Here is a 12,573-nt window from a genome sequence, read left to right as displayed (position 1 = left end):
GATTCCCGACCCCCGACCCCCGACCGATCCCGTCCCCCGACCCCACAGCAGAGGAACGCATCTCCGATGAACACCGACAGCACCAGGCCGCCCGGCGCGGCCGCGGTCCAAGCCGCGATCGCGGTCCGCGACGTACGCAAGCGCTACGGCGACCGCCGGGCCGTGGACGGGGTCTCGCTCGACGTCCACCGCGGCGAGTTCTTCGGCCTCCTCGGCCCCAACGGCGCGGGCAAGAGCACCCTCATAGAGATCATGGAGGGCCTGCGGCAGGCGGACTCCGGTTCGGTCGCGGTCCTCGGACAGAGCCCCTGGCCGCGCAACACCGCGCTGCTGCCGCGGATGGGGGTCCAGACCCAGTCCTCGGCGTTCTTCGTGCGGCAGACGGCGCGCGAGCACCTGGCCACCGTCGCCGGGCTCTACCGGACGGACACGGCCGCCGCGGACCGGACGCTGGAGTCCGTCGGGCTGACCGGGCAGCGCGACGTCCAGGTGGAGAACCTGTCCGGCGGGCAGCGGCAGCGGCTCGCGATCGCGTCGGCCCTCGTCCACTCCCCCGAGCTGATCTTCCTGGACGAGCCGACCGCCGCCCTGGACCCGCAGGCCCGGCGCGACCTGTGGGAGGTGCTGCGCGCGCTCAGGAGCGAGGGCCGCACGATCGTCTACACCACCCACCACCTGGACGAGGCCGAGGCGTTGTGCGACCGCGTCGCCATCCTCGTGGCGGGCCGCGTCGCGGCCCTGGACTCGCCGCACCGGCTGGTGACGGCCGCGGGGGCGCCCTCCCGGCTGCTGCTGCCCGCCGGCCGGATCGGCGTCGAGCAGGCCGCGGCGCTGCCCGGCGTCGACCGGGCCGTCGAGCAGGGCGGTTCGCTGGTCCTGGAGACCGCCGCCCCCGGCAAGGTGCTCCAGGCCGTCGACGCGCTGACCGGCCTCGACGGCGTGATGACCCGTACCGCGACGCTGGAAGACGTCTACCTCGAACTGACCGCCGCGGCGCACCCCGGCCACGACTCGCACACGGAGCACCAGGCATGAGCGCGTACACGGCCCTGACCACCGCCGGCTACCGGGCGCAGGTCCGGGACAAGGCCACCCTGTTCTTCACCTTCGCCTTCCCCCTGCTGTTCCTGGTCGTCTTCGGCCTGATCTTCCACGGGCAGGCGGTCGAGGAGACCGGCCGGCCCTACATCTCGTACATCGCGCCCGGCGTGATGTCGTGGGGCGTCGCCAACGCGGCGGTGTTCGGCATCGCGTTCACGCTGATGCAGTGGCGTCGCGACGACCTGCTGCGGCTGATCCGGCTCACCCCGACCCCGCTGACCACCGTGCTGGCCTCCCGGTACGTCCTGGCCCTGGTCGTCGGCGTGGTGCAGGCGGCGGTGTTCGTGGGGGTGGCCATGCTGCCCGGGTTCGGGCTGGAACTGGACGGCCGCTGGCCGCTGGTGCTGCCCGCCCTGGTCCTCGGCATCACGGCGTTCCTGGCGATCGGCGTGATCGTCGGCACCTACGCCGACACGCCCGAGGCGGTCGCGGCGATCGCCAACTGCATGATGGTGCCGATGGCGTTCCTGTCCGGCTCGTTCCTGCCGCTGGACATGATGCCGTCCTGGCTCCGGTCGGTGTCCCGGGTGCTGCCGCTGCGGTACCTCAACGACGCGGCGTCCGGCGCGCTCACCGGCTCCGGGTCGCCGGGCACGATCTGGATCGGCTGCGCGGCGCTGCTCGGATACGCGGTGGTGTTCGGCGCGATCGGGCTGAAGACCTTCCGCTGGAGCAACCGCGCATGACCGCGGCCCCCTCCACGACGAAGCGCCCCGCCGGCTCCGGCGGGGCCCCGGACGGCACCCCGCTGGAGGCCGCGCGGCGGCAGCTGGAACGGGCGCTGTCCGGGCTCCGGGCCGGTGTGGTCACCGTGGGCGTGCACGACGCGCTCGGGCGCCGTGCGGCCGACCCGTTCGGCGCGGTCCGGCCGTCCGCGACCGTCCACCTCACCGCGCGGGCGGTCCTGGTCGGTCCGTGGGGCGGCGACGGCGACGCGCCCGCCTGCGGGCAGTGCCTGGCGATGCGCTGGCAGCGGCTGCGCAGCCGGAGCGAACGGGACGCCCTGGAGACGGGCACCGGGCCGGTCACGGCCGCCGGGCCGCCGTGGCCGGGGCTGTCCCGGTACGCGCTGGACGCGGTGCACGCGCTGCACGACGCGGTCTTCGGCGGTTCCGTACGGGCGCCGGGGGCCGGCGGCGGCGCCGGTACTCCGGGCGGCGCGGACCCGGCAGCCGCGGCGGACCGGGCCCTGCCCCAGGTGTCCCGGCTCGACCTGGAGACGCTACGGGTCCGCACGTACCCGCTGCTCGCCGATCCGCTGTGCCCCGCCTGCGGCCCGCGCGGGGCGGACGCCCCGGTGCCGTTCGCCCCGCAGGCCCGGCCGAAGCCGGACCCGCGGGCGCAGCGGCTGCGCGCGGCCTCCTCGTACCCCATGCCGTACGCGGCGCTCGCCAATCCGGTGACCGGCGCGCTCGGCGGCGGCACCTGGATCGACGTCACCTCGCCGACGACGGCCCCCGTCGCCGGCAGCGTGTTCATGCGCGGGTACGCCGGGCTGACCGACGTCACCTGGAGCGGGCAGGCCAACAGCTACGCCGCCAGCCGCGACCTAGCCCACCTGGAGGGGCTGGAGCGGTACGCGGGCACCCACCGCCGCACCGGCGGCCGGCTGCTGACCGCCTCGTACGCGGAGCTGGGCGACCGGGCCCTGGACCCGGCGGCCTGCGGCCTGTACCCGGAGCGGACCTACCGCGAGGACCCGCTGGTCTCGCCGTTCGACCCGGAGCGGCCGATCCCGTGGGTGTACGGGCATTCGCTGCGCGACGACCGGCCGGTGCTGGTCCCGGCGCGGCTGGTGCACTACAGCGCGGGGCTCGCCGCGGACAACTTCGTCTTCGAGTGCTCCAACGGCTGCGCGATCGGCAGCTGTCCGGAGGAGGCGCTGCTCGGGGCGCTGCTCGAACTGATCGAGCGGGACGCGTTCCTGCTCGGCTGGTACGGCGGACTCCCGCTGACGGAGATCGAGTTGTCCTCGGTGCCGGGGCCGGCGGCCCGCATGATGGCGGACCGCGCGGCCCTCCAGGGCTACGACGTCCACGTCTTCGACAACCGGGTCGACTTCCCGGTCCCGGTCGTGACGGCCCTCGCGGTGCGCCGCGACGGCGGGCCCGGGCTGTTCTCGTTCGGGGCGGGTGCGGCGCTGGATCCGGCCGCGGCGGTCGAGGCGGCCCTGTCGGAGGTGCTCACGTACATACCGCACCTGCCGCGCCAGGTCGCCGAGCGGCGTACGGAACTGGAGGCGATGGTGCGGGACTTCGGAAAGGTGCTGCACTTGAAGGACCACGCCCAGCTGTACGGGCTGCCGGAGATGGCCGAGCACGTACGGCCCTATCTGGAACCGGTGGCCGTGCGCCCGCTGGCGGAGGTCTACGGGCCGTGGCCGGCCGGCGGGACGGGTCGGTGGCCGCCCGGCGGGGACCTGCGGGACGACCTGCTGTCCTGCGTGGACGCGTTGACGGGAGCGGGCCACGACGTGATCGTCGTCGACCAGACGACGCCGGAGCAGCTGCGGATCGGGCTGCGCACGGTGTGCGCGGTGGTGCCGGGCCTGCTGCCGATCGACTTCGGCTGGTCGCGGCAGCGGGCGCCGTTCATGCCCCGGCTGCGGACGGCGGCCCGCCGGGCGGGGCTGCGGGACACGGACCTGGCGCCGGACGAGGTCCGGATGGTGCCGCACCCGTTCCCGTGACCGCTTTCGCCGCGGCACGGCGGATGCCCCGGTCGCCCGCGCCCGGAACGTCGGGCGGGGTCCGGGGCATCCGGCGTCTGCGGGGTCCGGGGTCAGGCGCTGCAGGAGGTGGTGCTGGTCGTCGACGAACAGGTCGAGGTGGAGCTGCAGCTCGTGGAGCCCGCGAGCACGACCTCGCTGGCGTCCGAGTAGTCGGAGATCTCGAACGTCTCGGACTCCAGCTCCAGGATCTCGTCGGCGAGCGAGGCGAGCGGGGACTTCTCCATGGTGACTCCTTCGGTTGCGGAACGGGTGCGGCAGCGGGAGCGCCCGGGGATCCGGCGTCCCGCGGCCTCCTCCATCAGAACCGGCGCCGCCGTCACTTCACCCCGCGGGCCGCTGTCACTCCGCTGACAGGAGGTGTCAGCGCCCCGCCGGCGGCGCGGTCGCCGGGCCCCCCGATCATGGCCGCATGACGACCGCACCCGCCTCCGCGCTCGCCCGGCTGGACTCCCACCTGCGCGACCTGACGATCCTCTACCTGGACCTGCACGGGAATCCGGAGCTGTCGGGTGCGGAGGTGCGCACCGCCGGGGTGTTCGCCGGGTGGCTGGAGGGGGCCGGGTACGCGACCGTCCGCGGGATCGGCGGCCACGGGGTGGCCGGGGTCCTGCGCAACGGGGACGGGCCGACGGTGATGCTGCGGGCGGAGCTGGACGCGCTGCCGTTGCGCGAGACGACGGGCCTGCCGTACGCGGCGCGGGGCGGGGCGGCGCACGCCTGCGGGCACGACCTGCACCTGGCCGCGGCGGCCGGCACCGCCACCCTGCTGGCGGGGGCGCGGGACACCTGGCGGGGCACGCTCGTCGTGGTCGGCCAGCCGGCGGAGGAGACGCTGGAGGGCGCCCGGGCGATGCTCGCGGACGGGCTGTACGAGCGGTGCGGCCGGCCGGACGACGTCCTGGCGCAGCACGCGGCTCCGCTGCCGGCCGGAATGGTGGCCCACGGCCCCGGCCACGCCCCCTCCCCCGCCCCCGCCCCCGCCCACAGCGCAGGAGCGGGGCCGGGGTCGCAGCCGGGGCCGGGGCCGGGGCCGACGGGAACGTCCGCGATGACCTCGGCGAGCGCGACGTACCGCGTCGTGGTGCACGGCCGGGGCGGTCACGCGGGCGCGCCGCAGCTGGCGGTGGACCCGGTCCTGACGGCGGCACACGTGGTGGCGCGGCTCCAGACGGTGGTGGCGCGGGAGACCGCTCCGGCCGACCAGGTGGCGGTGACGGTCGGCGCGTTCCACGCGGGCGAGCGGGCCAACGTGATCCCGGACCGGGCCGAACTGGCCCTCACCGTCCGGGCGGTGAGCACGGCCTCCCTGGAACGGGCGGCGCGCGCGGTGGAGCGGATCGTGCGCGCCGAGTGCGCGGCGTCGGCGTGTCCGCGCGATCCCGACGTCGTACGGGTGTCCTCGTCCCCGGCCGTCCTGCCGGACCCGGCCGTGACGGAGGCCGTGCGCGCGGCCCACCGCGCGGAGTTCGGTGCCGAGCGGGTGGCGGCGTGGCCGCCGTCCCTGGCGACGGAGGACTTCGGGCTGTTCGGGGAGGCGGGGAGGCAGCTCCACGGCGCCTCCGGGGTCCGGCTCGGGTACTGGATGCTGGGGACGGTCGGACCGGCGGCCTGGTCCCGGGCCCGAACCCGGGGGACGCCCCTCCCGTCGAACCACGCACCGGACTTCGCCCCCGACGCCCGGACGGCGCTGCCGGCCGGCGTCCGGGCACTGACGGCGGCCGCGCTGGCCCGGCTCGGCGCCCCGGTGCGGGACGGGCAGGCGTAGACCGCCCGGGCGGCCTGCGGCGGGGAGTCCGTCGCCCAGCACCGCCGCAGACACGAATCCGGTCGTTCACCGCCGCTTTGGCGCCTCATTGTGCCCCGGAGCACGCGTGGGTGCACATCCCGGTGATCTGATGACATCAGGCCGTCGCGGAGGGACATCAGGTGGGGATCGGCTCGGGGCTCCAGCGTGCGCAATCGTTTCTCCTGCTGGCGACGGGGCTGTACCGGATCAGCCACCTCGCGGTGGGGCTGGCCGGTCTGGCGCACGGACGGTCGGGCGGCCGTCCGGTCGGGTGGCTGCTGATGGCGACGGCCGTCGGATGCACGGTGCTCGTCTTCGGCGCGGCGCGCTCGCACGGCTGGCTGAGGCCGCCGCACGTGGTGACCGACGTGGTCCTCGTCGGCTGCGCGCTGCCGTTCGCGTCGTACTTCTGGGCGGGGACGCAGGAGACGCCCGCGATCGGCTGGGCGATGCTGCTGGGCGGTTCCTCCAGCGGGCTCGCCGGCATCGGGCTGACCCGCTGGCCCGCGGCCGCCGCGATCCTGGCGATCGCCACGACCCACGTCGTCGGGTACCGCATGACGGGAGCCGGGATCGCCGTCATCGGCGCGCACACCAACTCCGTCCTGTCCTCGGCGGCGATCACCTGGCTGCTGTGGCGCTACGCCCGACGCCAGGGCACCCTCCTCGACGCGGCGAACGAGCTCGCGGTGACGGCGGAGGCGGGCCGGGCCAGGTACGCCGAGCGGATCGCCCACCACCGGGCCCTGCACGACACCGTACTGGCCACCCTGACCACCATCGCCCGCGGCGGTGTCGACGCGAACTCGGCCCCGGTGCGCAGGCGTTGCGCTCGGGAGGCGGCATACCTGCGCCGGCTCATCCAGCGCAGCGCCGAGGAGGAGGAGCCCGCTCCGGGCCTGGCGGCGGCGCTGGAGGGCGCCGTACGGGCGGCGGAGGACCTGGAGCTGAAGGTGACCGCGCGCTACCACGACCTGCCGTCCGTGCCGCCCGAGGTCGTGTCGGCGCTGGCCGACGCCGTCGCCGAAGCCCTCAACAACGTCCAGCGGCACGCCCGGACCGGCCGGGCCTTCCTCACCGCGGCCCGGCACGGCGACGGGGTCCTGGTGACCGTCGTCGACCGGGGGGCGGGCTTCGCTCCGGGGGCGGCCGCGGCCGGTCACGTGGGCCTGGCCCGGTCCGTGCACGCCCGGATGCGGGAGGCGGGCGGCTTCGCGGAGGTGGACAGCGCGCCGGGCGAGGGCACCGTCGTGGAGCTGCGGTGGCCGAGGTGACGTCGGTCGCGGTCGTGGACGACGACCGGATGCTGCTGGGCGGACTGCGTTCCTGGCTGGCCCCCGCTCCCGGGATCGACCTCGTCGCGACGGCGGCCACCGTCGACGAGCTGGTGGAACTCACCGGCGGGGGACCGCCGGCCGATGTCGTCCTGCTCGACCTGCTGCTGAAGGACGGCTCGGAACCGGCCGCCAACATCCGGCGGCTGCGGGAGACCGGATGCCGCGTGCTGGTCATCAGCACGGTCGCGGACCGGTCCAGGGTCATCGCCGCGGTCGCCGCCGGCGCGGACGGCTACCTGACCAAGGACCACGATCTGGAGACGCTGGTGACGGCGGTCGAGGAGGTGGCCGCCGGTGGTACGGCCCACTCCGCGGAACTCGCGTTCGCCTGGGCGCACGACGCCGCGCCCGACCGGCCCGCGCTGTCCCCCAAGGAGCGCGAGGTGCTGCTCGGCTACGCCTCGGGCCTCACCCTCAAGACCACCGCGCGGCGGGCCGGCATCAGTCCGCACACGGCCAAGTACTACCTGGACCGGGTCAAGGACAAGTACCAGCGGGCGGGGCGCCCCGCGTACACGAAGATCGACCTCGCCTCACGGGTCCGCGAGGACCGGCTCGACGAGGGCTGAGGGGCCCGCGCCGGCCCGTCGGCGCCGTCCGCCGCGCGCGGCCCTCCCCCGGCCTTCCCACCGGTACCGCTCGCCCGTCCGCCCCCGCGGCCCTCCGCGCCGCTGCCCTCAGCGCACCCGGCGAGGCGTCGGGCGGGGCATCCGGCGGGGCGTCCGCCAGCGGTCATGGCCGGTTCAGGACGCGGCCGGAGCGTTGTCCGGACCCCCTGCGGCTCCCTAGGTTCGAGGCGTCCACCGACGCCGGCCCGACCCCGGGCCGGGGCCGCCGAGCCGGAGAGGGGTGTCCCACGTTCCGGGTCATCGACAGGGCCGAGGCGAAGTACCGGTGCGAACCGCCGCTCGCCTGCGCCGATCTCTACGTGGACCCGCTGCCCCACCCCTGAGCCGGGTGCGGCGCGGCGGCCCCCACAGGGGAGGGGCCGCCGGCCGCACCGCCGGGCTCCCCCCGCCCGTCCGGGACCGGCGCCCGTTCCGGGACCCGGCCGAGCAGCAGCCCGAGCTGGAGGCGCGAGGTGGCGCCGTAGCGTTCGGAGACCGCGGCGACGTGGCGGCGCACCGTCCGCGGGGTGACGCCGACCCGGCGGGCGACGCTCTCGTCGGTCAGGCCCTGCGCGAGCCCCTCGATGACCGCGGCCTCCGTACCGGTGAGCGCGCCCTGCGGGATCCGGGGGGCCGGTCCGCACGGCCGCGCCCTGGGCCACCAGTCCTCCAGGAACCTGAAGGCCACGTTCCGGGCGGTCCCGGGCGTCCGCGCGGTGTGCAGGACGGTGAGCCCGTGGCCCAGGTCCAGCGCGACGGCCAGGCTCTCCCGGTCGGCGACGGCGATGTGCAGGGGCAGCAGCCCGGCGGTGCGCACGAGGGCGCCGCGGCCGGTCACGGCGCTGAGCCGCTCGGCGGCGCCCGGGCTCGCGGCCGCCGAGGCGCTGACGATCAGCCGGTGGTGGGCCGAGGTGCCGGACGCACAGCCCTCGGGCAGGGCGGGCCGGACCTCCAGGAGTTCGAACCGCGCGCTCTCGCGCACCTCCGCGAAGACCGCACCCGCTTCTCCGTCGTCACCCGGGCCCCCCGCGGTGGCCGCCCCCCATCCGGGGGCGGGGCGGCCGGGCGCGCCGCGGCCGTCGCAGCAGGGCGCGGCCATCGCGGTCAGTACGTCGGTGAGGCCACCGAGGCCGTCCAGGGCCGTGCGCAGCCGGCCGATCAGCTCGTGCGGGTGGCCGTGCCGGTCGTCACCGGGACACGGACCGTGGTCGTCGAGTGTGCTGCCCCTGCTGTCCATCGGCTTCCCCTCGCTTCGTCCTCCCGGTGACGGGGCGGGGCGTGGCCGGGGCCGCCGTACATCCCGTTCGCCGGATTTCACTCACTTCGGAACCGCTGTCACGAGATGCGGATATAAGGCTCATATGAGCAGGCGCTTGCGAGTATTCGCCAGCGCCGCAGGGGCGTCAAGGAGGTGAGACCCGGCCGGCACCCGTCCGTTCAGGGGGGTTTACACGACCCGCGCCACCTGCACCGCCCGTTCCGGCGGCCCGGAGCGCAGGCCGGCGGGCCTCGCGGTGGACCGCCGGGACCCCTCGACGTTTTCTAGGTCGAGTGACCTATAGTCTTCTTCATGAACAACGATCAGCTGGTGCACGACCCCGCCGGACCGGTGCTCCTCGTCGGCGGGTACGGAACGGTGGGCGCGGAACTGGCCCGCATGGCCGCCGGGCAGTGGCCCCTCCTGCTCACGGGCCGCTCGCCCGCCGGGGCCGAGGACCTGTGCCGCGAGACCGGCGCCGACGCGCGGCGCTGGGACCTCTCCGACCCGGAGCCGTTCCGCGCCGCGGTACGGGCCGTGGTGGGCGTCGTCAACGATCCGGACGACCGGGTCCTGCGGGCCGCCCTCGCCGGCGCGGTCCCGTACGTGGACGTGACGCGCTGGACGTCCCGCGTGCAGCGCGCGGCCGCACTGGCCTCGGTCGGCCGGCCGGAGGCGGGCCCCGCCGCCCCGGTGCTGCTCTCCTCGGGCTGGATGGGCGGCGTGGTGCCGCTGGTGGCCGCCGCGCTCGCGGAGCGCCTCGGCGGGGCCGACAGCGTGGAGACCTCCGTCCGCTACGACCTGGCCGACCGCGCAGGGGCCGATTCGGTGGAGTTCATGGACCGCCTCGGCGTCGACTTCGAGGTGCGCGAGGGCGGACTCTCCCGGAGCGTCGCCCCGCTCAGCGGCGCGCGGACGCTGACCATCGGGGACCACCGCACCAAGGTGGCCAGGATCGACACCCCCGAGCAGTTCACCCTGCCGCTGACCCTCGGCGCCCGTACCGTGACGACCCGCATCGGCTTCAGCAGCGCCGCCGCCACGTCCACCCTGGTCGGCCTGGGCCGCATCGGATTCTTCCGGCGCGCCAGCGGCGAGCGGTGGCGTCCGGTCCGGCGGCGCCTGCTCTACGCCCCCGGGGACGGCGGCACCGCCGCCCTGCGCATCGAGGTCGAGGGGCCGCTGGGAGGCCTGAGCGCCACCGTCACCGACCCGCACGGCCAGGCCCGGCTCACCGCCGTCGGAGCCCTGCTCGGCCTGCGCCGGGTCCTCGGCGCCGACGGCGCCCCGGCCCGGACCGGCCTCGCCTTCCCCGAGTCCCACCCGCTGCCGCACACCGTGCTGCCGGCGCTGGAGGCAGCGGGCGTACGGATCGAGGTCACCGCGCGCGGGAGCGCCGGGGCCGCCGCGGGGGCCGCCGCGTGAGCACGGCGAAGGGAGCCGCCCGGCGCGCCGCCCTCCTCGACGCCGCCGAGCGCACGCTCGTCGGCGGCGGCCACGGCGCGCTGTCCCTGCGCGCCGTGGCCGAGGCCGCCGGGGTGCGCCTCGGCCACCTCCAGTACTACTTCCCCACGCGTGACGTGCTCCTCGACGCGGTCCTCGACCGTCTCCTCGGCCGCTCCCTGGAACGCCTCGCGGACGTCGCCCCCGGCCTGGGCGGAGGCGGCGGGGAGGCGGCGGAGCCGGTCCCGCTGGAGCGGGTGATCTCCCTGCTCCTCGCCGAGCAGGACGACCCCGCCCTGGTACGGGTCTTCGTCGAGCTGTGGGCCCTGGCCGCGCGGGACGAGGCGGTCGCCGCGGCGGTCCGGGGTTTCTACGGGCGCTACGCGGACCTGGTGGCCGAGCAGGTCCGACTGCACCTGCCCGACCTGCCGGAGCCGGAACGGCGCGCACGGGCGGAGGCGTTCATCGCCCTGCTCGAAGGCAGCGCGCTGATGCGCTCGGGCATCGCGGGCAACGCGTCGGCCGCGACGGACTCCCTGATCTCGCGGACGGCGTACACCCTGCTGGCGGGGCCGGGTCCCACACCATGACGTGCGGCAGGACGCGGTCGAGCCGCCGCGTCCCGTCGACGACGACGCCGAGAACCAGACCGCGTGCGAGTCCGTCGACGGGCCGCTGGTGAGGGCGAGCATCGCCATCGGGACGCAGGGCTCGATCGGACCGGCCCGAAAGGGACAGGGCTGCCAACAGACACCAGGTCACATGTGGCAGCGCTGCCAATTGACATGCCTGTCGTCATGGCTGAGGGTGTCGGCATGGCATCCGAGAACGCCCCGCCCGGCCTGCGGAAACGCAAGAAGGAGCAGACCCGCCGCACCCTGCGTGCCTGCGCCGCCGCGCTCTTCGCCGAGCGCGGCTTCGCGGGCACCACGGTCACCGACATCGCGGCGGCGGCGAACGTCTCGGAGCGCACGTTCTTCCGCTACTTCGAGAGCAAGGAGTCCCTCCTGCTGCCGGACAGCGCGGAGCTGTTCGCCTTCGTCGAGGCGGCGCTGACCGCGCGGCCGCTGGACGAGGACCCCCTGGAGGCGGTGTGCCGGGCCCTGACGGAGGCCGCGGTCCCGTTCGCGCAGAGCACCCTGACCGGGCTGACCCACTCGTCGGCGGGCACCGAGAGCCAGGGGCTGATCCGGACCCGGCTGACCCAGGCGTTCGCGGAGTTCGAGGACCGGCTGAGCCTCCTGGTCCTGCGACGGCTCCCCGACGACACGCCCGACGCCGACCTGTACGCCACGGTGGTCGCGTGCTCGGCGCTCTCGGCGGCCCGCGCCGTGCTGCGCACCCAGCGGGCCCGCCGCGAAGCCGGCACCGCCGGGGACGCGGCCCCGCTCCTGCCCAAGGCCTTCGCCATCCTCGCCCGGAACGGAACCCCCGCACCGTGAACCCCCGCACCGTGAATCCCAGCCCTGTGAAGCCCGGCACCACGAAGCCCGGCCCTGTGAAGCCCCGCACCGTGAACCCCAGCCGCAAGACGCTGGTCGTCACCGCCGCCTGCCTCGCCGCAGTGGCGGTGGCCGCCACCGTCACCGACGTCGTGGTCCGCGGCCGGGTCGAGGAGCGCGTCGTGGAGGCGGCGAGCTGCCGCCTCCACGCGACGGGCGCGGTCACCGCGGAACTGGACGGCACCTTCGCCGGGCTGAGGGCCCTGACCGGGAGCGTCGCCGCCGTGCGCGTCACGGCGGAGGGGGTCCGCCGGCAGGGCACCGCCATGGACGTCGAGGCCGTCCTGAAGGACGTCACCCGCGACGGCGCGGGCACGGGCGGCACCGCCCGGGCCACCGTCCCCTACAGCGGACTGCAGGACCGCCTCGGCGGCGAAACCGGTGGGGCGGCCGCCGGGATGACCGTGGGGTCGGACGGTCAGAACCTCGTCCTCTCCGGGACCGCAGGAGACCTGGGCCTGCCCGTCACCGTGAAGACGACCCTGTCGACCACGGCCGACAGCCTGACCGTCACGCCCGCCACCATCGGGGTGTTCGGCCGGGACATACCCGTCGACCGGGTCTCCTCCCTGCCGGCCGCCTCCGCATTCGCCGACCGGCTCGCGCCCCGCACCGTCCGCCTGGACGACCTCCCGGCGGGTGCCGCGCTCACCGGGGCGCGCGCCGGCGGCTCCGGGCTCGTCCTGTCCTTCACGCTGACCGGCGAGGCCGTGGGAGGGTCCGGCACCCCGGGCGGCTCCGGCGGGGGCGGCGGAGCCGCCGACGCCGGCTGCACCACCGGCACCGCATAGGACGTCGGACGGACCG

General features: G+C 76.0%; 12 protein-coding genes. 10 read left to right on the top strand and 2 right to left on the bottom strand.

Translation table 11 applies throughout. From position 1 onward, the window contains the following. The first annotated feature begins 66 nt into the window (after positions 1-66). Genes ACZ6S8_RS31960 through ACZ6S8_RS31950 form a run of 3 tightly spaced genes read left to right on the top strand, consistent with a single transcriptional unit; the run spans position 67 to position 3,790 of the window. Positions 67-1,035, top strand: a complete 969-nt coding sequence (locus ACZ6S8_RS31960) for an ABC transporter ATP-binding protein (RefSeq protein WP_469460924.1) — start codon at positions 67-69, stop codon at positions 1,033-1,035. Continuing rightward, complete coding sequence (locus tag ACZ6S8_RS31955; protein ID WP_469460923.1) at positions 1,032-1,787, top strand: ABC transporter permease; 756 nt, start codon at positions 1,032-1,034, stop codon at positions 1,785-1,787. Before ACZ6S8_RS31960 ends, ACZ6S8_RS31955 begins: the two co-directional genes overlap by 4 nt. Next, positions 1,784-3,790, top strand: a complete 2,007-nt coding sequence (locus ACZ6S8_RS31950) for a TOMM precursor leader peptide-binding protein (RefSeq protein WP_469460922.1) — start codon at positions 1,784-1,786, stop codon at positions 3,788-3,790. The genes ACZ6S8_RS31955 and ACZ6S8_RS31950 overlap by 4 nt, the downstream gene beginning before the upstream one ends. Before the next feature lie 92 nt (positions 3,791-3,882). On the opposite strand, the gene ACZ6S8_RS31945 is transcribed toward ACZ6S8_RS31950, so the two are convergent. Next, positions 3,883-4,056: a thiazolylpeptide-type bacteriocin gene (locus ACZ6S8_RS31945; RefSeq protein WP_007268044.1), complete on the bottom strand. Its 174-nt coding sequence runs from the start codon at positions 4,054-4,056 to the stop codon at positions 3,883-3,885. A 185-nt stretch (positions 4,057-4,241) separates the two neighbouring features. On the opposite strand from ACZ6S8_RS31945, the gene ACZ6S8_RS31940 reads away from it, so the two are divergent. The 3 genes from ACZ6S8_RS31940 (at position 4,242) to ACZ6S8_RS31930 (ending at position 7,524) form a co-directional block, all read left to right on the top strand. After that, positions 4,242-5,597 carry a M20/M25/M40 family metallo-hydrolase gene (locus tag ACZ6S8_RS31940; protein WP_469460921.1) on the top strand — a complete coding sequence of 452 codons (1,356 nt, stop codon included), beginning with the start codon at positions 4,242-4,244 and terminating at the stop codon, positions 5,595-5,597. Positions 5,598-5,758: 161 nt separating this feature from the next. After that, positions 5,759-6,892, top strand: a complete 1,134-nt coding sequence (locus tag ACZ6S8_RS31935; RefSeq protein WP_469460920.1) for a sensor histidine kinase — start codon at positions 5,759-5,761, stop codon at positions 6,890-6,892. After that, entirely contained in the window at positions 6,880-7,524 is a 645-nt protein-coding gene (locus ACZ6S8_RS31930) for a response regulator (protein ID WP_469460919.1), read from the top strand. Before ACZ6S8_RS31935 ends, ACZ6S8_RS31930 begins: the two co-directional genes overlap by 13 nt. 355 nt (positions 7,525-7,879) lie before the next feature. On the opposite strand, the gene ACZ6S8_RS31925 is transcribed toward ACZ6S8_RS31930, so the two are convergent. Next, positions 7,880-8,800 (bottom strand): response regulator transcription factor, encoded by a 921-nt coding sequence (locus ACZ6S8_RS31925; RefSeq protein WP_469460918.1) that lies wholly within the window; start codon positions 8,798-8,800, stop codon positions 7,880-7,882. 333 nt (positions 8,801-9,133) lie between these two features. On the opposite strand from ACZ6S8_RS31925, the gene ACZ6S8_RS31920 reads away from it, so the two are divergent. From ACZ6S8_RS31920 to ACZ6S8_RS31905, 4 genes are all read left to right on the top strand, one after another. Beyond that, positions 9,134-10,246, top strand: a complete 1,113-nt coding sequence (locus tag ACZ6S8_RS31920; RefSeq protein WP_469460917.1) for a saccharopine dehydrogenase family protein — start codon at positions 9,134-9,136, stop codon at positions 10,244-10,246. Continuing rightward, positions 10,243-10,854 (top strand): TetR family transcriptional regulator C-terminal domain-containing protein, encoded by a 612-nt coding sequence (locus ACZ6S8_RS31915; protein ID WP_469460916.1) that lies wholly within the window; start codon positions 10,243-10,245, stop codon positions 10,852-10,854. The genes ACZ6S8_RS31920 and ACZ6S8_RS31915 overlap by 4 nt, the downstream gene beginning before the upstream one ends. A 225-nt stretch (positions 10,855-11,079) precedes the next feature. Next, entirely contained in the window at positions 11,080-11,706 is a 627-nt protein-coding gene (locus tag ACZ6S8_RS31910) for a TetR/AcrR family transcriptional regulator (protein WP_469460915.1), read from the top strand. A gap of 71 nt (positions 11,707-11,777) precedes the next feature. Then, the gene (locus ACZ6S8_RS31905) at positions 11,778-12,557 is read left to right on the top strand and encodes an LmeA family phospholipid-binding protein (RefSeq protein ID WP_469460914.1); all 780 of its coding nucleotides are present in this window, start codon (positions 11,778-11,780) and stop codon (positions 12,555-12,557) included. Positions 12,558-12,573: the final 16 nt, after the last annotated feature.

The sequence above is a fragment of the Streptomyces sp. NPDC048461 genome (assembly GCF_055587105.1).
This window is presented reverse-complemented; position numbering and strand designations above follow the sequence as displayed.

Bases quoted from the DNA above. Each gene is read 5' to 3' on its own strand.
- ACZ6S8_RS31910 (WP_469460915.1), top strand. From the start codon at position 11,080: ATGGCATCCGAGAACGCCCCGCCCGGCCTGCGGAAACGCAAGAAGGAG.
- ACZ6S8_RS31950 (WP_469460922.1), top strand. From the start codon at position 1,784: ATGACCGCGGCCCCCTCCACGACGAAGCGCCCCGCCGGCTCCGGCGGG.
- ACZ6S8_RS31960 (WP_469460924.1), top strand. From the start codon at position 67: ATGAACACCGACAGCACCAGGCCGCCCGGCGCGGCCGCGGTCCAAGCC.
- ACZ6S8_RS31940 (WP_469460921.1), top strand. From the start codon at position 4,242: ATGACGACCGCACCCGCCTCCGCGCTCGCCCGGCTGGACTCCCACCTG.
- ACZ6S8_RS31945 (WP_007268044.1), bottom strand. From the start codon at position 4,056: ATGGAGAAGTCCCCGCTCGCCTCGCTCGCCGACGAGATCCTGGAGCTG.
- ACZ6S8_RS31920 (WP_469460917.1), top strand. From the start codon at position 9,134: ATGAACAACGATCAGCTGGTGCACGACCCCGCCGGACCGGTGCTCCTC.
- ACZ6S8_RS31955 (WP_469460923.1), top strand. From the start codon at position 1,032: ATGAGCGCGTACACGGCCCTGACCACCGCCGGCTACCGGGCGCAGGTC.
- ACZ6S8_RS31925 (WP_469460918.1), bottom strand. From the start codon at position 8,800: ATGGACAGCAGGGGCAGCACACTCGACGACCACGGTCCGTGTCCCGGT.